We start from the raw sequence: 17,887 nt of genomic DNA, 5'->3' as shown, positions 1-17,887 counted from the left end.
AGTAGCTATTAAGTGGCAGAATTTTCTAAGATTAATATCTTAAATTTTCTATTATTTTGCGTCTATCTTCTGAATTATGATACATAAGCCTCTTTTTTTCTTAACAAAGTACTTTGTATTACTTTATGACTATAAATCTTAAGATTTTTTAATTAATTAGCTTAAATAGAATATTCAATACGCTTTTTGCATCTTTTTAATGAGATATATACAAGTCGTGTGTTTTTTTTGTATAGAATATTTCTTTTTTTATTTTGTATTAGAGAGTACAATTCCTTCTCATACGAAATACTTTGAACAATCAAAAGTAATTCTAGACTAACCATTATCTCTAAAACATAGGTAATCAAGGTCAATTAGAGAAAATAATAAATATTAAGCTCATGTCACAATTAGGAAGACGTAAATTTTTACTTTATAGTTCTACAGGAATCTTAGCTAGCTTACTATTGAAGGGATGTGCTGATGGAGGAGGAGGCGATACTGCTGCCGATCCCTGTGCTGGAGCAGACCCTTGTGCTGCTGCTAATCCCTGTGCTGCTGCCAGTGGAGATGGAATTAAAGTCGGTATATTACACTCCTTAAGCGGGACGATGGCGATTAGTGAAACCACTGTAGTCGATGCAGAAATGCTCGCGATCGATGAAATTAATGCTGCGGGAGGGGTTTTAGGTAAGCAAATTATTCCTGTTAAGGAAGATGGTGCATCGGATTGGCCCACCTTTGCCGAAAAAGCAGCTAAATTAATCGATCAAGATAAGGTAGTTACGGTTTTTGGTTGTTGGACTTCTGCCAGTCGAAAAGCAGTATTGCCCGTATTTGAAGAGAAAAAACATATGTTGTGGTATCCCGTGCAATACGAGGGACAGGAATGCTCCAACAACGTATTCTATACAGGTGCAACACCCAACCAACAGATTGAGCCCGCAGTAGATTGGCTACTAGAAAACAAAGGCAAAGAGTTTTTCTTAGTTGGTTCAGATTATGTATTTCCTCGTACTGCTAATACGATTATTAAAGAGCAATTAGCAGCTAAGGGTGGAACAACTGCTGGTGAAGACTATTTACCCCTTGGCGATACTGAAGTAACTCCGATTATTGCCAAAATCAAAGCAGCATTGCCTAATGGTGGTGTAATCTTTAATAGTCTCAATGGAGATAGTAATGTCGCATTCTTCAAACAGATGCAAGGTGCAGGCTTAGGTCCCGATAAGTATCCTGTAATGTCTGTAAGTGTGGCTGAAGAAGAAGTAAGACAAATTGGACCAGAATACCTCAAAGGGCATTATGCTTCTTGGAACTACTATCAAACTGTAGAAACTCCTGTCAATAACAAGTTTGTCTCAGATTTCAAAGCTAAATATGGCGAAGATCGGGTAACTAACGATCCGATGGAATCAGCATATATTATGGTTTATCTGTGGAAACAAGCAGTTGAACAAGCTGGTACTACAGATTTAGAGCCCGTTAGAGCAGCAGCAGTGGGACAATCATTCGATGCGCCTCAAGGCAAAGTAGAAATGCAGCCTAATCATCATATTTCCCAGACTGTACGTCTCGGACAAGTAAGAGATGATGGACTATTTGATATTGTCTGGTCTACCGAAGGATCTTTAAAGCCTATTCCTTGGAATCAATACGTGAAAGAAACTAAAGGCTTCGGTTGTGACTGGACCGATCCTAATAAAGGCGGAAAGTACAAAGAGGCTTAAAGTCTTGCTAATTTAAAGTTGAGATTGGGAAAGCAAACTGTTAATAGCTATTAGCCATCAGCCCTTAGCTATTAGCTAGTTTATTTTTTAAGTTTCATGTGAATTAAACTCGTTATCTCAAGTAAAAATTAACGAGTAAAGCAGATATCTGAACTCAACTTTAGTTACGAAGGGGTTTGGGGAAGCCGTCACTTCCCCAACTGGGGGCCTGGGGGAAAGTTCCCCCAGAGATAAATATGGTTTTGAATGATGAATTACTAACAAAATAGTTCAAAATTATGCATTATTAATTCACATCAAGCGTTTTTTTAAAGTATCAAAATAAATAATGTGTCTACATTAATAGAAGGTTTATTTAACGGTCTTAGTATCGGTTCGGTATTATTAATTGCAGCTTTAGGGTTAGCCATTGTCTTTGGATTAATGGGAGTAATTAATTTAGCTCATGGCGAATTGATGATGCTAGGTGCCTATGCCACTTTCGTTGTACAAAATATTTTTAAACCCCTGGGAGAACCTTGGTTTAGCTTATATATTATCGTGGCAATTCCCGTTGCTTTTATTGTCTCGGCAATTATGGGATTGATCCTCGAAAGGGGGGCAATTCGCTTCCTCTACGGTAGACCCTTAGAAACCTTGCTGGCAACTTGGGGAGTAAGCCTGATTTTGCGGCAATTTGTGCGTAGTGTTAATTGGCTCTTGTTTATGTCTATCGGCGTTTTCTGCCTTTTGTTTTTTGGGGGGATGAAATTGGTCAAGCGTCGAGCTGATTGGTCAAGAATCAAGAATGGAGCGATCGCTTTACTGCTAGTTTTGTCTGTGGGAATTGCGATCGCTTTTTATTCTTTGCTAGGTAAAAATTCGGCTTTAACCAAAGCTTGGTTTAGTGCGAGAAATGTTGATGTTACAGCCCCTGCCTGGTTACGAGGCGGTACAGACGCACTAGGATTTCAGATGCCTTATGTACGTTTGTTCATTATCGGCTTGACGATAATTTGTTTGATAGGAGTTTATTGGTTTTTACAACGTTCTACTTGGGGTTTAAAAATACGTGCAGTAACTCAAAACCGTACTATGAGTTCATGTTTGGGCATTCCCACAGATAAAGTTGATGCCTTAACTTTTGCTTTGGGTTCAGGTTTAGCGGGAGTCGCTGGCTGTGCCGTTAGTTTGCTTGGTTCAGTGGGTCCAAATACAGGACAAAACTACATTGTTGATACCTTTATGGTAGTGGTAGTCGGTGGCGTGGGCAATCTTCTGGGGACAATCCTGGCAGCTATGGGCATTGGAATTATTAATTATTTGGTTGGTTCGGGGACCTTGGCTTTATTTTTGACTTCAATTAAGGCTTCTCAATCTTTAATTGATTTCTTCTTATTTTTTGCTACCAGTAGTATGGCAAAAGTAATGGTATTTGCCTTAATTATTACTTTCTTACAAATTAAGCCCGCAGGTTTATTTCCCCAAAAAGGAAGAACGGCAGAACTTTAAATCAATGAATAATAAACACTTAATAATTAATAATGAGTTTGGAACTTGAAACGGGAATTCAAAGGAAGCAAAATCAGCGTAGGAAGAAGTTAATTGAACTCAGTATTATTGTTGCTTCGATAGTTATTCTGGCGATTATTTTACCTAGTATTTTGCCTGCTTTCAGATTGCGTCTAATTGGTCGATTTTTATCCTTGGCAATAGTAGCTTTGGGTATCGATCTCATTTGGGGATATACAGGTTTATTAAGCTTGGGTCACGGCATCTTTTTTGCTTTGGGAGGCTATGCTCTGGCAATGCACTTAAAATTACAAATCCCAAAAGGACAGATCCCAGACTTTTTTACTTTGTATGGTGTAAAAGAATTACCTTGGGTATGGCAACCTTTTTACTCTTTTCCCATTACGATCTTAGCTTTAATTGTTATTCCTGGAATGGTAGCTGGATTAATTGGCTATCTAGTATTTCGTAACCGTATTAAAGGGGTTTATTTTTCCATTTTAACTCAAGCGGCGCTACTGGTTTTTTATAACTTTTTTAACGGTCAGCAAAAAATTATTAATGGTACTAACGGTTTGAAAACCGATAGTGAAAAAATCTTTGATTTGGTAGTCAGTTCGGCAAATGTACAACGTAGTTTTTATATAATTACTGTTATATTGCTAGTCCTAATTTATCTTTTATGCCGTTGGCTTACTAGTGGACGTTTTGGTAGATTACTCAAAGCAATTCGAGATGACGAAACTAGAGTCAGATTTTCTGGTTATAACCCGACGGGATATAAGGTTTTGGTGTTTGCCATTTCAGGAGCGATCGCAGGAATAGCAGGAGCCTTATACACTGTCCAAACGGGCATTATTACTCCCAGCATTATGCAAGTAGCCTTTTCAATTGAGATGGTAATTTGGGTGGCTGTAGGTGGTAGAGGGACTTTAATTGGTGCAATTATTGGCACGATGTTAGTTAGATTAGCTCAAACATTTTTAAGCGAAAGTTTTCCTGAAATTTGGTTATTCTTCCAGGGGGCATTATTCCTAATTGTGGTGACAGTATTACCTGACGGTATTGTTGGCTGGTGGCAAGATTATGGCTGGGGTAAATTGCGATCGCTCTTGGGACTTAGCCAGCCCTTAGTTACTTATCCTAGCTTGGCAGAAAATCCCGAAGTACAGCATGAAAGAGATCAAATATCGGGACAATAAGTAGGGGCGAACGGCTGTTCGCCCATAAGTAAATAGGAAATAACTAATGAGTAATGAGTAATGAGTAAGATCTTAGAGATTGAAGATTTAACGGTTAGCTTTGATGGTTTTAAGGCTCTAAACAACCTAAATTTTAGTATGGATTCGGGAGAGCTGAGAGTCATTATTGGTCCTAATGGTGCAGGAAAAACCACTTTTTTAGATGTAATTACTGGCAAAGTTCAGCCAACTAAGGGAAGAGTATTATTCAAAGGTCAAAATCTTAAAAAGTTACCCGAATATAAAATAGCCAGAATGGGAATTGGACGCAAATTTCAAACTCCTAGAGTTTATTTAAATTTGACTGTCAGAGAAAATTTAGATTTAGTTTGCAACCAAAATAAAAACGTTTTGCCCACCTTGTTTGGTCGTTCCAATTCAGGAGAAAAAAGAACAGTTGCGGGATTATTAGAAACTATTGGCTTAGATACAAAAGCTAACCTCTTGGCAAATTTACTATCTCATGGCGAAAAACAACGGTTAGAAATTGGGATGTTAGTAGCACAGTCACCAGACTTACTATTAGTAGACGAACCAGCAGCAGGACTAACAGACGAAGAAACGGAAAACGTCGGGGCATTATTACTTTCTCTGGCTGAAAGTCATTCTATTATCGCGATCGAGCATGATATGGAATTTGTCCGCCAAATTGCCAACGACAAAGTAACTGTCTTACATCAGGGAGCTTTACTTTGTGAAGGAACTATGGACAAAGTACAAAACGATCCTAGAGTAATTGAAGTCTATCTCGGAGAAACACCAGAATAAGAAATCAAGTAAATATTAAAGTATTAAATAATCGCTTATTGAAATAAATATGATGTTTGATCGCATAACATTTAATTCACAAATCATGGGAGGAAGAGCTTGTATTAGGGGAATGCGCATTACCGTATCTTTAGTTTTAAGCTTAGTTGCCAATGGCATGAACAATCAAGAAATTATTGAAGCTTATCCTTATCTTGAAGTAGAAGATATCCAAGCTTGTTTAAACTATGCAGCATTTTTAGCTAGTGAAGAAATTCATCCTTTTACTGAAATTCCAGTATGAAGTTTTTAGCCGATATGGGAGTTTCTCCTCTAACAGTTACAAAACTGAAGGAAGAAGGATATGATGCTGTTCATCTAAGCGAAGTAGGATTAATCCGAATGCCAGATAGCGAAATCTTGGCAAAAGCCAAACAAGAATCAAGAATTGTTCTGACTTTTGATTTAGACTTTACCGATCTTTTGGCAGCTAGTAAAGATAATTTACCCAATGTAATTATTTTTAGATTAAAAACTACTCTTCCCAATTTTGTTAGTTCAAGATTGTTCACTGTGATTTCTGAATGTGCTGAAAATTTCAATAATGGCGCAATTATCATTGTTGAAGATTATCGTTATCGGGTTCGTAATTTGCCATTGAATTAGAAATTAATTAAGAATCAATAATAAAAAAACAATGACACAAGCAACGGATTTAATGCTCAGGGTATCAAACCTGAACGTATATTATGGTGAAAGTCATATTTTACGTAATGTTGACCTTAGTGTACCTGCTGGGCAAATGGTATGTTTAATTGGGCGTAATGGTGTCGGTAAAACTACCTTGCTAAAAACGATTATGGGGCTGTTACCTCCACGCACAGGCAATGTATTTTTTGCCGATAAATCTTTAACTAAGTTAACACCAGATCGTCGAGCAAAGTTGGGTATTGGTTATGTACCCCAGGGTCGAGAAATTATTCCTCGGGTTTCGGTTAAAGATAATCTTCTCTTGGGTTTGGAAGCACGACCTCAAGGAAGAAAAGGGAATGAATCTATCCCTGAAGAAATATTTGACCTCTTTCCTGTGCTCAAAACTATGCTATCCCGCATGGGAGGAGATCTGAGTGGAGGACAACAACAACAGTTGGCGATCGCCCGTGCTTTGATGGGAAAACCCCGTCTCTTGGTTTTAGATGAACCCACCGAAGGCATTCAACCCTCAATCATTTTGGAAATCGAGGCGGCGGTTAAAGGGATCATTGCAGCCACAGGTATTTCTGTGTTATTAGTTGAACAACATCTACATTTTGTACGTCAGGCCGATAAATATTACGCGATGCAGAAAGGCGGTATTGTAGCATCTGGCAACACTGAGGAATTAAGCCAAGAAGTGATTCAACAATTTTTGGCAGTATAACTTCATAAACATTTAAATTGAATATTTAAAACTTGACTTCCTAGGGGTTAATGTCTTCTAATATTTAGTACCTATGTTCTGAATGAACATAGTTAGTTTTTGCTGATTTGGCAAAAGGTTCATCCTCACACAAATATTCGAGAAAGAAGTTATGGAAAGTTTAACTCCAGCCCAGAAAGAGCTGTATGATTGGCTGATCGAGTATATTCGCTCAACTCAACATGCACCATCAATTAGACAAATGATGAAAGCGATGAACCTGCGATCGCCTGCCCCTGTTCAAAGCCGCTTAGAAAGATTACGCAGTAAAGGCTATATCGATTGGATTGATGGCAAGGCGCGCACCATTAGAATATTACATCAACCTGAAAAAGGCTTGTCAATTGAAGGTGAAATTGCTGCGGGAGGATTGGTGGAACCATTTAACGACGAGAAGAATAAACTAGACTTATCCGATTTATTTTCTCAATCCGACTGCTATGTGCTTCGGGTAGTAGGAGATAGCATGATTGAGGATCTGATTAATGAAGGAGATTATGCCATCATGCGATCGCTTTCATCTACGGCAGAAGTAAAAAATGGTGATATTGTCGCTGCTAGAGTTTCTGGACACGGCACAACTTTAAAACGCTTCTATCAAGAACAGGAACAAGTTACTCTCAAGCCTTCAAATCAGAATTACGAATCGATTAAAGTAGAAGCTGATAACGTAGAAATTCAAGGCATCTTAGTTGGTATCTGGCGTTCTGTAGCATCAAACAACTGAATTAAAGCTAGTTCGGAAGTCGGAGTTAGGAGTTATATTTACTTGGCTTGAAACTAAGAACTTCAGCTTCTCAAAAATCAGTAATTATTCGTGTTTTTTGACGAGTTAATCTGGAGCGGATGATCAACATCTCCCAGAAAAACAAATAATATCAAATTGAAAAAAGAATGCGACACATCTCGTAAGGGCGATTGGCCAATCGCCCCTACCCCGAAAACTATCTGTTGTAAACATTAATTGAATTGGTATAAGACGATATCTCCGTTAGATACATGGGAAAGAACTAATTGGCTTGGTTATATATATCACTTGATTACTTAAAACATCTTAACTTCAAACTACGAATTCACATTATTAATGATTTTTGATTCTCCACCCTTGAGTTTGTCTTCTGCACTTAAAACTAAGTTGAGTACACCACTTAATATAGGAGCAGTAGTAGTTAACAGCCGTGTTTTACAGTCTCCTCTATCTGGAGTTACTGATTTAGTATTTCGGCGATTAGTACGGCGATATGCCCCCCAATCGATGATGTATACCGAGATGGTGAGTGCCAAAGAAATTCACCATTTAGCAGAATTACCAGCAATTATGGCGATCGCGTCTGATGAAGATCCGATCAGTATTCAACTATTTGACTGTCGCCCAGACTTTATGGTAGAAGCAGCTCAAAAAGCTGTTGTCGAAGGAGCAAATACGATCGATATCAACATGGGTTGTCCGGTAAACAAAATTACTAAAAAGGGTGGTGGATCTTCTTTATTGCGCCAACCACAAATCGCCGAGGCAATCGTCAAAACTGTCGTCGATGCGGTAGATGTACCTGTGACAGTTAAGACTCGTATTGGTTGGGATGATGGAGAAATAAATATTGTTGATTTTGCCCGCAGGATGGAAGCTCAGGGAGCACAGATGCTAACTCTTCATGCCCGTACTCGCGCTCAGGGTTATAACGGTACTGCGAGATGGGAATGGATTGCTAAAGTAAAACAAGCTCTCTCAATACCTGTAATTGCCAATGGTGATATTTTTTCTGTCGAGTCTGCCGCTGAGTGTCTAGAGAGGACAAATGCTGATGGAGTAATGTGTTCCCGGGGAACTTTAGGCTATCCTTTTTTAGTAGGGGAAATCGATCATTTCTTGAAGACAGGTGCCAGAAGACCTTCACCTTCCACCGTTGAAAAGCTCCAGTGTGCTAAAGAACACTTATTAGGCTTATGGGAATATAAAGGGCAGAAAGGCATCTATCAATCCCGAAAACATTTAGCTTGGTATTGTAAAGGTTTTCCTGACGCAGCAGAGTTCAGAGATCGAGTATCCCAGATTGAAACTGTCGAACAAGGAGCTGCCATATTAGATGAGGCGATTGAGCGAAGCTCACCAGCGAAGCTGATCGCCAAATATAGCCGTACAAAGTTATGTTAGGACAAGCAAAGTTACTGGTTCGTAAGTAGCAAGTAGCAAGTAGCAAGTAGCAAGTAGCAAGTATCAGTTTCAAAAGTGTCCTAACCTAAATACGTAATGCTATACAAACAAGCAGAATAACAATTGAACTTTTTGATTGAGAATTTTGATTTAATTCTAAAAATTTAAACCAGAAATTCGGTCATTGACATGAACCAATTTTTCAAGTGGAAATCATTAATTATCAAAATTAGTCTTGGTTACTTGTTAGTAACTATAATTTTTATTGGTGTTCAAGTTACCAATAGCTCACCTGTATCAGCTCACTCCAATTCTAGTATTAATGCTGAAATTACTAGTTTAAGAGGTCGAATCAGCCGTGTAGAACAAGAAGTTCGTCGTCTGAGTAATTCTAGTAATCGAAGCAATATTCCTCGTTCTGCAACAGTAAAACCTCCAGCTAATAGAAACAATTCGACTAGGATACGAGAGCAAGCGATCGCAGGCAGCGAACCTACATATGATCGCTTGGCTACTTTACTTATTGAATTAAAAGAAGATGTTAGAAATATTGACCAACGATTGACGGAAATTGAGAAAAGATTTTGATCTCAGTAAGATCATCTTTAGACCGTAAATTGTGGCTCTAGCATATAGCTAGGAGTATCCAACCCAAAAAACTTCAACATCGCTGGTGCATATTCAAGATAGTCAACTGTATCCTGAGTAGTACTACTAGTTTTGCTGTTATAGACAATTAAACTTCCCTCTGGACAGTGTCTACCTGAATGATGATCTTCAATCAGAACTTGTCGAAAACCTAAATCATTATGACTAAAGCGTTGACCTTTAATTAAAAATTGATCGGTACGAGAGCTTAAATTAGTTGATAGGGTGATAACCTGGTCGTTGATATCTATTTCCAGCCAAATATTTTCTAGATGGGGTTGAGACTCTTGAATCGCTTGAAAACACTCTTGTGCTTCAGTTCTAGAGGTAAATTTCAAAGAATATTGGGGAATCATCGCTGCATCTATCTGATAGTCATACTGTTTTCCTTGACAGAGTATGTCTAAGAACTTTTGAATATTTTCCAACTTGTAGCTATATTTTGGAGTCTCTGTTAATTTCTCATTTGCAGCTTGTCCCATGCTACTTACTAAAATAAGCGATCGCTGCTGTTGATCGCAATAAGTGATTAAGCGACGAAGAAAATTATCTAATAATTCTAAAGATACTAGAATCTCTGAAGAATATTTATCCATCCATTTTTGATCGTATAGTTGGAGACCATAATCTTCAGGGAACAAACCATACCAATAGCGATGCATATTTGCGGCGATATGATTAGTAAATAAGATTGCTAGATCAACATCTTTTGTTTTGAGTTGTTTAAAGAAAATATCGCCTAGCAAAGTAAATTGCAAGTTTCTTAGTCTTTCTTTATTCACTCTGCCTGTTTTAATTCGAGCTACCAGACTAGCAGCATCTAGTAGAGTTTTTGATTTGATTCCCAATGCAGGAGATTTTACTAACGTAGCAACAGCTTTTTGGCGCGGAAATTTCATAGTTGTTTCGCGACCGTTTTCAGAAGTTGCACTAGTGTTTAATGATTGAAAATCTTGATAAATCTCTGGTTTAGTTATGTTATTGCTGGCAAAACAATCTGGAATCACAAACTTATAGTTGCTTTTATCAATATAGCTATCTGCTGGTGATGAATGTAATGTATTAATTAAGCCTACACTGATACCACTATTGGCAATAGTTTTCCAGTACAGTGGATATTCGTCAGGTTTGGGGTCGTTATACCAATGAATTTTATGCTGATCGTATGCAACTCCAGTATTCAAGGACCCCCATGTTTGAGAAGGATATAAAAAGCTCTCTTCTACATCTTTAGCTTCAGTTTTTAAAACTAAAGATTGATTTAGTAGATGAGCAATACTTGAGTTGGGTTTTAGTTTTTTATAATGATTGAGAATCCTTAAGGGAACTTCATTGATCTCGATAACAACAGCTTTTTTATTCATTTTCTTATTTTAAAATTTAGCTCGTGGGCAGACACCCAAAGGGTTTTTTTGGGGAATAGACAAGTCATGGCAGACTATTAAAGCCTATGCCATCGGATTTGAAAATATCGGAATTATGATTAGATTATCATTCTGAAGAGAATTTTTTAAGTATAAACTCTTATAAAAACTGATTAATTTCGTAACAAGGTAGGTTTGGCGTTAACGTAGCGTCTTGGCTGAAAATAGCCTTTCTCAATGAGTCTAAGAATTTTTATCGTTGTCAGCTTTCAATGATTTTTTGCCATTTTTGAATCCAGGCAATCAATTGTGCCTCACTAATTTTTTGCTTGGTGTTATTGATCTTCAATAATTTACTCAATTCTGCTGATGATTCTTCCCTTTGTACTTGCCAGGCAGAGAGTAGTGTATTTTCATCAACTAGAGATGCTCCTAGACCAAGAGAAGCTTGTAGCTTACGCTGCTCATCTTTACCTACAGTATCCACGACAAAATCAGTACTTTCCGCTTTTTCTAGTACTCCAGCTAGAGCATCAATATAAGCCGTACTATTATCGACGATCGCAGTTTTAGGAATATTTGGGCTACCAAAGCGACGAAATGCCGAAATTGAGGCAATTAAAGCAATAATCACTGTTTGAATAAATAGCAAAAATAAAGGGGTTTTAGCTAAATAACTGAGAACATTTTCCTCTTGCTCTTGCGCAATCGTTTCTTTATCTTTGTAGCCGTGGATATATTCATCTACCCAAATAGCTTTGTTTTGGCTAACTAATTCTGCCAGAAATTCATAGTTATCTGGAAAATCTTGATAAGCATTGGCGGCAAGGTAAGGAGTTGCACTATAAATTACTTTTCCTTTGCCGATAGTTTTTTCCCAGACTACGGCACCATATTGATCGCCTAATAATTTTTGCGTTTCGTTGTCGGATTGATGGCGACGGGTAGTCTCGATTTTAATTTGTTGATCTGATAGAGGTCTAACTCGATTAGAAATTAAACTTTCAAAGGGTGCTGCTGTGGCAGGTTGATGTTCACCAATAATTACTAACGTATTGCCTTGGCTAACCCAGTCATACTCAGATGAAGATAAGTCATGCTCGATGAGTCTGCTTAATTGAAAATCAGTTTTACTCCGAATTTGAATATAGGTAACATCTTGAACATCCTGGTCGAGGAACTGCTCAAAAGGTTTGCGCCAACGCTTAATCGGTATTTCCTTATTAGACATATATTCATACCATGCACCATATCCATAAGGATTTCGTCCATAAGTTGAGCCACTGTCATCTTTACGACCGCTACTATTGGGGGCAGCAAACAAGATTAAAATTACAATTACAGCGATCGCAATGATCCCGAAGAGCCATAGTTTACGTTGACGAAGATTCTGCATACTGGTCAGTGATTATAGTTAAATAGGGGAAATTAACCTTCAATCTGACGATAGGCTTGTTGACATTGCTCGAACAGAGATTGACTGGCTTCTGCACTACTAAAACACAATCTTTGATGAATCGACAATAATAATTCGTAGGGTTGGGTTGGAGAGACTTGCAGCTTACTTAGCGATCGCCGATACTCTTCATCGGTACGACTTAATTGAGCGGGAATTACACCCCGTTCATCTAGTAATTGCAACATTCCCTGATATAAGCACAAAATTGCCTGACGGTAGTTGCCATTGATTCTGGCGGTTTGCGATCGCTCTACCCAATCTGCTGCCGATAGTTTAACTATGGGAGTAGACATCTGTTCTTGAGCAAAGCGATCGCCCTTTCTTTGCCAGCGTTTCCAATAGGGTCGTAATAACAACCATATCTGCCAAGTAATCCACACTAGTAAGACTGCAATAATCGACCAGAGACAAAACTTTATTACTTGCCAGAGTAGTTCAGATTTGAGAAAACTTAGATCCCAAGAATCATTTTCAAGATCTAATTGAGAAGTCTTATATTCGATCCATTCACTTACTCTCTGTTTAATTAAGTCAATGCGCCACCCTAAACCATCTTTCTGGAAAGATCCTGCGGACATAGTATAAGTTTAATTTTCTAGTTGATGATAGGTAAAACTTCCTAATTATCAATATTATCAATTGCTTCAGATCAATTGTCCATTATGATGATTTTATGCATAAAATCACAGTCTATTACCTAATAAAAAGCTAAACTCGAATCCGATATTAATTATTGATTTTTTTATAAAAACTCTTGTTCTTGTATGCGTTTTTTTAATCGAATTAACCTACAAACTCCAGAAAGCGTTGAGCTAGAATTCACTTTGGCAGGGATTGGAAATCGTTCTTTTGCCTTGATAATTGATTATATTATTATCGGCTTGGTTTTGTTACTTGTCTGGATTATCAGTATTTTTCTGGCTTTTCAGCTTGCTCCAGAGTTTATTTCCGATGGCAAAATAAACGGAGTGGTGCAATGGATTTGGGCAATTCAATCAATAACTACTTTTGCAATTTATGCGGGATATTTTGTTATTTTAGAAACTCTTTGGCAAGGACAAACACCTGGAAAAAAATGGACTAAAATCAGAGTTATTCGTGATAATGGCAAACCAGAGAGATTACCTCAAGCAATTTTGCGCGCATTATTACGACCCATAGATGATTTTCTTTTTCTTGGTGTATTCATCATTATATTTTCCCAACAAGAAAAACGTGTAGGTGATTTAATAGCTGGAACCATAGTGATTCAAGATGAGCAGGCGACCAAGTCGGCTGATTTTAAGATTTCTCCTGAGGCTGAGGATTTAGCAATTCAATTGAGAATTGAAGCTGAAATAAGCAATCTCTTACCAGAAGACTTTGCTACTATACGCGATTTCCTGCAAAGACGAAATAACATTATGTTGGAATATCAGCATAAACTGAGTCGCAAACTCGCTGATCAAGTCAAAGAAATTATTGTTTTAGATGAAGTTCCAGATGGCTATAGTAATAGTCAATTTTTAGAAGCGATATATTTAGCTTATCAACAACATAGAGAGTCTTAAGTAATGGACAATGAACTAAGGACAATTGATCATTAACAACTTATGAATTGGATTGAATGGGCAAAAGAACTTCAAGCAATAAGTCAGACGGGTTTACACTATTCCCAAGAGCAATTTGATCGACAACGCTATCAGCGCATTGGAGAAATTTCCGCAGAAATATTGGCAAACCATACTAATCTCTCCGTGGAACAATACTTAGAATTTAATGCGACTGAATTTGGCTATGCAACCCCTAAAGTTGACGTGCGCGGAGTCGTTTTTCAAGACTCAAAAATTCTTTTGGTCAGAGAGATTGCCGATCGCGGGCGTTGGACATTACCTGGTGGATGGGCCGATGTTAATGAAACACCAGGTGAATCAGTCACTAGAGAAGTTTATGAAGAGTCGGGATTTGAAACGAAAGCGATTAAATTGCTAGCAGTCTATGATCGAGAAAAACAGCAACATCAACCAGCTTATCCTTATCATATCTATAAGCTATTTTTTCACTGTGCAATTATCGGAGGGGAAGCTACAGTAAGCAATGAAACCAGTGAAGTTGCTTTCTTTAGTGAACAAGATATTCCTGAATTGTCTGAGTCTAGAGTTACTGAAAAGCAAATCAAAAGATTTTTTAAATATTACCGCAATTCAGATTTACCCACAGATTTTGACTAAAAAGATCATTTCAGTTTTTAGTTAAAGTTGGAGATTCTGTACGAATCAACTATTTGTCTTGACTTAAAACTTTAGGCTCCATAAAATCGTGTTTTTCGTAGTTCCAACCGATTTCCTTCGTGCCTTAGTTAATGTTCAAAGATCGGAACGACCTCTAGTTAACTTGCCCAGCTTGGAGTGCTTTAATAAATTTGCATAATACCAACAGAGGATTTTTCGTTCGTCAAAAAAAAGACAATGACATATCTCGATTAATTTTCTACTGACACTGTTTATTCGTCGAACATCTGGGTTTCCTCCCAATCCGCCTCCATATCAAAGTCCACGTTCAGTTTCATAAATCCTGATAGCTCAGATAAATTTGTTATCGTTATTAATTGCAACAATAGGATAAGAAATTGAGTCGTATTCATCGCGATCGCTTGTTTAAAAGATACTTTGTTCTTGGCAGAAGATTTTTTTGTCTTAGTAGACAGTAATCTTCTATATAACTTAAAGACTAAGTTAGTTTAAATTAATAGGTTTGTTTCATTGGTATAAGGACATACCAATTCATAGCTAAACTAAACCTTAAATTGCCTTAACCCTAACTGACGTTAAGTTAGGCAGTATTTTAAAATTAGATAAGAAGCAATGTTGAATTTAAGTTGAATTCGATCTATCTCCGCTCAAAAAAGAGGGATAGAACAAATGCTCTATCCCTCTAGTAAATAAAATAATTTAATTAACGCCAATCAAAAATCAACTATTAAGCATTAACTTGTTTTAGTTAGCACAAGCTGCGCATCCTTCGCTAGATTCCTTAAAGTCGTCTTTTTGTACAGTCCGGACATAGTAAACTGCTTTGCAACCTTCTTGCCATGCCATAACCAGAGTTTCAAAAATATCTTTAGCTTTAACTGCTCTTTCTGGCTCATCAGGAAAATATACCCCTTGATTGAGATTAAAGAGCAATTCCATGGAAATTCCAGTATCGATCCACTGCTGCATCGTAGCGACGGCTTTGATGACAATTTTTTGATTTAAGCTTTTGTTTTCGCGATAGAACCAAAAACAGTCTTGAATAAATGGTGGGGCGATAGGTACTGTTCCTTTAGCCCATTTATCGTAGAAAAACTTGCTGTAGACAGGCAGAATACTGGCAGTACAGCCTTGGACTAAGGAAGAAGAAGTATTAGGTGCGATCGCCGTAATATGAGAATTACGAATGCCATAAGTTTGCACATCTTGGACTAATTGCACCCACCGCTCTTTATTTTTGGCAATCGCCAAAATTTCCTCTAAGGTTTTCGCTCCTAATAATTTTCCTTTACTCCATTCACTACCAGCAAAAGCAGCATAGGCACCGCGCTCTTTCGCTAATTCCATAGAGGCAGAGGTACACCAGTAAGCTACCTCTTCAAAGAGATGACTAATCTCACTTAGGCTTTCATAGGTTAAATGACGTTTTGCTAGCCAGTCAGCTAGACCCATACAACCAACCCCAATAGTGCGGTATTTATCGTTGTGGGTTTTGCTATCAGTAAAAGGTGGCTTAGTTAAATCAATAGTGTTATCCAGTATTCTGACAGCTAGCTGAGATACAGTCGCTATCTCTTCTGTTTCTAAATTAGCCAAATTAAGAGAGACTAAGTTACAACAATGGGCTTCTAATCCTGGTTTGACGTTGCTAAAGCTCTCACAACATAAGTTAACTCCAGGGATATAGCCTTCATGTTTATTAGGGTTTGCCCGATTAATGGTATCTTTAAAGGCTAAATAGGGCATTCCCGTCTCAACCTGACTGCGCATGATGTGTTTAAACAATTCACGAGCATCCACTTGCTTATAGAGGGTAATTTTGTTGCCTAATTCTGCTTCTATTTGAGCATAGGCAGCTTCAAAATTTTCGCCCCACTGTTCGGCTAACTCTATGCCCAATTGTTCTCTAACTTCATAAGGATCGACTAGCGTCCATTTTTCTTTCGCCTCAACTCGACGCATAAATTCATCGACGATGACTAGCTGAGGAAATACATCGTAAGCTTTGCGACGGCGATCGCCATTTTCTGCCTGCATTTCTAAGAACTCAGGCACGTCCAGATGCCAAATATCTACACCGACAGTAACTGCTCCGGCTCTACGTCCACCTTGATTAACTGCGATCGCTGTGTCATTGAGTAACTTAATCCAGGGAATAATTCCTCCCGATGCATTGTCTTTGCCCATGACCCAGCTACCAGTAGCACGGATCCGACTAACGTTGACTCCAACACCACCACCATTTTTAGAAATTCGAGCGGCGTTAGTAATCTCCTCAAAAATACTTTCTAAGTTGTCGTCCATGCCAATGATAAAACAACTACTCAAGGAGCCGTTAGGCACTCTTAAATTCGCTAAAATCGGCGTTGCCAAAGAAATTTTACGTTGGGCGATCGCTTGATAAAATTTTCTAGCAATAGTTAATCTAATTTCTGGCTTTTCCTGAGAAGCAAGTAATAAAGCACAGGTAAGATAAGCCTCTTGGGGTAGTTCATCGGTTAATAAATAACGTTTAGTTAATAAAACTGCCCCCGCATAATCATAATCTTTATCCCAATCAGGGTTAATCCAACTGCCAGCTTCAACTAATTCGGCAGTTGAATATTTTAAAATCTGGCGATCATAGCGTCCTGCGTCTAATTGAAATTGAACTGCTGCGTAATAATCTCCGTAGCCAAATCCACGATTAACCTGGGTGTCTTTCCATAAACTCCAGACATGAAGCCTTCCCGCTACATATCGCCATTCAGGTTCAGCAGGACTACACATTCCTAAAGCACAGTCGATTAAATTATCTTGAATCTCTCTCGTAGTAACGCCATCACGTAACCTAGTGGTTAAGCCAGCCTCCAAGATAATAGGATTAACATTGTGCTCGCTATGTTGAGCGTAAACATTTGAGGAAATCTCGGGCGACGGGGACTTACAAGCCCATTCAACCACAGAACGTATCTTGGTAATATCTAAAGACGTGAGTGAGCCATCTCGCCTAACTACCTGAATCTTTGAAGTTGCTTCTTGTCGGGTTTTTAAATAAGGTTGTGATGTTCGTGAAGAGCCAGAGTCAGAAAAATTTACTAATTGTTGGGTTTGTCCCGTGTTCAATGTTTTTTGATTTGAATCGTTTGTTGATATTGAAGTCTGGGAATGGAGAAGTTCATCTGCCATATCCAACTGGCTTGTTGAATCGTTAGTTAACGGTAGAGTTGGCTGCATACTCAAACAATTTTGATTAGTCTGGTTTTCTACTATAACCCAACTTTACCCACATATAGTGTTAAATTAATCAGATTCAGCTCATATTACTCTATATATAGTTTTGATTTTAGATTTTGAAACACAATAAAACACAATAATTGGCTCTAGAACGGAACAAATACAAT

Annotated in this window: 16 protein-coding genes; 12 read left to right on the top strand and 4 right to left on the bottom strand. The window is 38.0% G+C overall.

The features are described from left to right. The first annotated feature begins 383 nt into the window (after positions 1 to 383). The 10 genes from urtA to PLEUR7319_RS0120615 all read left to right on the top strand — a co-directional run bounded on the left by urtA (position 384) and on the right by PLEUR7319_RS0120615 (position 9,390). Positions 384 to 1,712: an urea ABC transporter substrate-binding protein gene (gene urtA, locus PLEUR7319_RS0120660; protein WP_019507134.1), complete on the top strand. Its 1,329-nt coding sequence runs from the start codon at positions 384 to 386 to the stop codon at positions 1,710 to 1,712. Positions 1,713 to 2,042: 330 nt separating this feature from the next. Beyond that, positions 2,043 to 3,203 carry a branched-chain amino acid ABC transporter permease gene (locus PLEUR7319_RS0120655; RefSeq protein WP_019507133.1) on the top strand — a complete coding sequence of 387 codons (1,161 nt, stop codon included), beginning with the start codon at positions 2,043 to 2,045 and terminating at the stop codon, positions 3,201 to 3,203. Between the two features lie 32 nt (positions 3,204 to 3,235). Further along, positions 3,236 to 4,405 (top strand): urea ABC transporter permease subunit UrtC, encoded by a 1,170-nt coding sequence (gene urtC / locus PLEUR7319_RS0120650; RefSeq protein WP_019507132.1) that lies wholly within the window; start codon positions 3,236 to 3,238, stop codon positions 4,403 to 4,405. A gap of 60 nt (positions 4,406 to 4,465) precedes the next feature. Then, positions 4,466 to 5,212 (top strand): urea ABC transporter ATP-binding protein UrtD, encoded by a 747-nt coding sequence (gene urtD, locus PLEUR7319_RS0120645; RefSeq protein WP_019507131.1) that lies wholly within the window; start codon positions 4,466 to 4,468, stop codon positions 5,210 to 5,212. Positions 5,213 to 5,264: 52 nt separating this feature from the next. Then, entirely contained in the window at positions 5,265 to 5,495 is a 231-nt protein-coding gene (locus PLEUR7319_RS0120640) for a DUF433 domain-containing protein (protein WP_019507130.1), read from the top strand. Next, on the top strand, positions 5,492 to 5,857 hold the full coding sequence (locus tag PLEUR7319_RS0120635) for a DUF5615 family PIN-like protein (protein ID WP_019507129.1): 366 nt from the start codon (positions 5,492 to 5,494) through the stop codon (positions 5,855 to 5,857). The genes PLEUR7319_RS0120640 and PLEUR7319_RS0120635 overlap by 4 nt, the downstream gene beginning before the upstream one ends. 52 nt (positions 5,858 to 5,909) lie before the next feature. Beyond that, complete coding sequence (urtE, locus tag PLEUR7319_RS0120630; protein WP_036800506.1) at positions 5,910 to 6,611, top strand: urea ABC transporter ATP-binding subunit UrtE; 702 nt, start codon at positions 5,910 to 5,912, stop codon at positions 6,609 to 6,611. Positions 6,612 to 6,762: 151 nt separating this feature from the next. Then, positions 6,763 to 7,377, top strand: a complete 615-nt coding sequence (gene lexA, locus PLEUR7319_RS0120625) for a transcriptional repressor LexA (RefSeq protein ID WP_019507127.1) — start codon at positions 6,763 to 6,765, stop codon at positions 7,375 to 7,377. Between the two features lie 357 nt (positions 7,378 to 7,734). Further along, positions 7,735 to 8,802, top strand: coding sequence for a tRNA dihydrouridine synthase DusB (gene dusB / locus PLEUR7319_RS0120620; RefSeq protein ID WP_019507126.1), 1,068 nt, complete (start codon positions 7,735 to 7,737; stop codon positions 8,800 to 8,802). A gap of 189 nt (positions 8,803 to 8,991) precedes the next feature. Continuing rightward, on the top strand, positions 8,992 to 9,390 hold the full coding sequence (locus tag PLEUR7319_RS0120615) for a hypothetical protein (protein ID WP_019507125.1): 399 nt from the start codon (positions 8,992 to 8,994) through the stop codon (positions 9,388 to 9,390). 17 nt (positions 9,391 to 9,407) lie between these two features. Here PLEUR7319_RS0120615 and PLEUR7319_RS0120610 read toward each other — a convergent pair whose 3' ends face one another. The 3 genes from PLEUR7319_RS0120610 to PLEUR7319_RS0120600 form a co-directional block, all read right to left on the bottom strand. Continuing rightward, the gene (locus PLEUR7319_RS0120610) at positions 9,408 to 10,814 is read right to left on the bottom strand and encodes a hypothetical protein (protein ID WP_019507124.1); all 1,407 of its coding nucleotides are present in this window, start codon (positions 10,812 to 10,814) and stop codon (positions 9,408 to 9,410) included. A gap of 262 nt (positions 10,815 to 11,076) precedes the next feature. Beyond that, positions 11,077 to 12,210 (bottom strand): DUF4350 domain-containing protein, encoded by a 1,134-nt coding sequence (locus PLEUR7319_RS0120605; RefSeq protein ID WP_019507123.1) that lies wholly within the window; start codon positions 12,208 to 12,210, stop codon positions 11,077 to 11,079. A 32-nt stretch (positions 12,211 to 12,242) separates the two neighbouring features. Continuing rightward, a complete protein-coding gene (locus PLEUR7319_RS0120600; protein ID WP_019507122.1) occupies positions 12,243 to 12,851 on the bottom strand; it encodes a DUF4129 domain-containing protein in 609 nt (202 codons plus the stop codon). A 186-nt stretch (positions 12,852 to 13,037) separates the two neighbouring features. Between PLEUR7319_RS0120600 and PLEUR7319_RS0120595 the strand changes: the two genes are divergently transcribed. Both PLEUR7319_RS0120595 and PLEUR7319_RS0120590 read left to right on the top strand, forming a co-directional pair. Next, complete coding sequence (locus PLEUR7319_RS0120595) at positions 13,038 to 13,823, top strand: RDD family protein (RefSeq protein WP_019507121.1); 786 nt, start codon at positions 13,038 to 13,040, stop codon at positions 13,821 to 13,823. A 42-nt stretch (positions 13,824 to 13,865) separates the two neighbouring features. Beyond that, positions 13,866 to 14,483 carry an NUDIX hydrolase gene (locus PLEUR7319_RS0120590; protein WP_019507120.1) on the top strand — a complete coding sequence of 206 codons (618 nt, stop codon included), beginning with the start codon at positions 13,866 to 13,868 and terminating at the stop codon, positions 14,481 to 14,483. Between the two features lie 765 nt (positions 14,484 to 15,248). Here the strand turns inward: PLEUR7319_RS0120590 and PLEUR7319_RS0120580 are convergent. Then, positions 15,249 to 17,720: a ribonucleoside-diphosphate reductase subunit alpha gene (locus PLEUR7319_RS0120580; protein WP_019507118.1), complete on the bottom strand. Its 2,472-nt coding sequence runs from the start codon at positions 17,718 to 17,720 to the stop codon at positions 15,249 to 15,251. Positions 17,721 to 17,887 lie beyond the last annotated feature (167 nt).

Origin of the sequence: Pleurocapsa sp. PCC 7319, from assembly GCF_000332195.1 — a bacterium.
Classification (GTDB): domain Bacteria; phylum Cyanobacteriota; class Cyanobacteriia; order Cyanobacteriales; family Xenococcaceae; genus Waterburya.
Note: the sequence above shows the minus strand (reverse complement) of the source record. Positions and strands in the feature narration are given on the sequence as shown.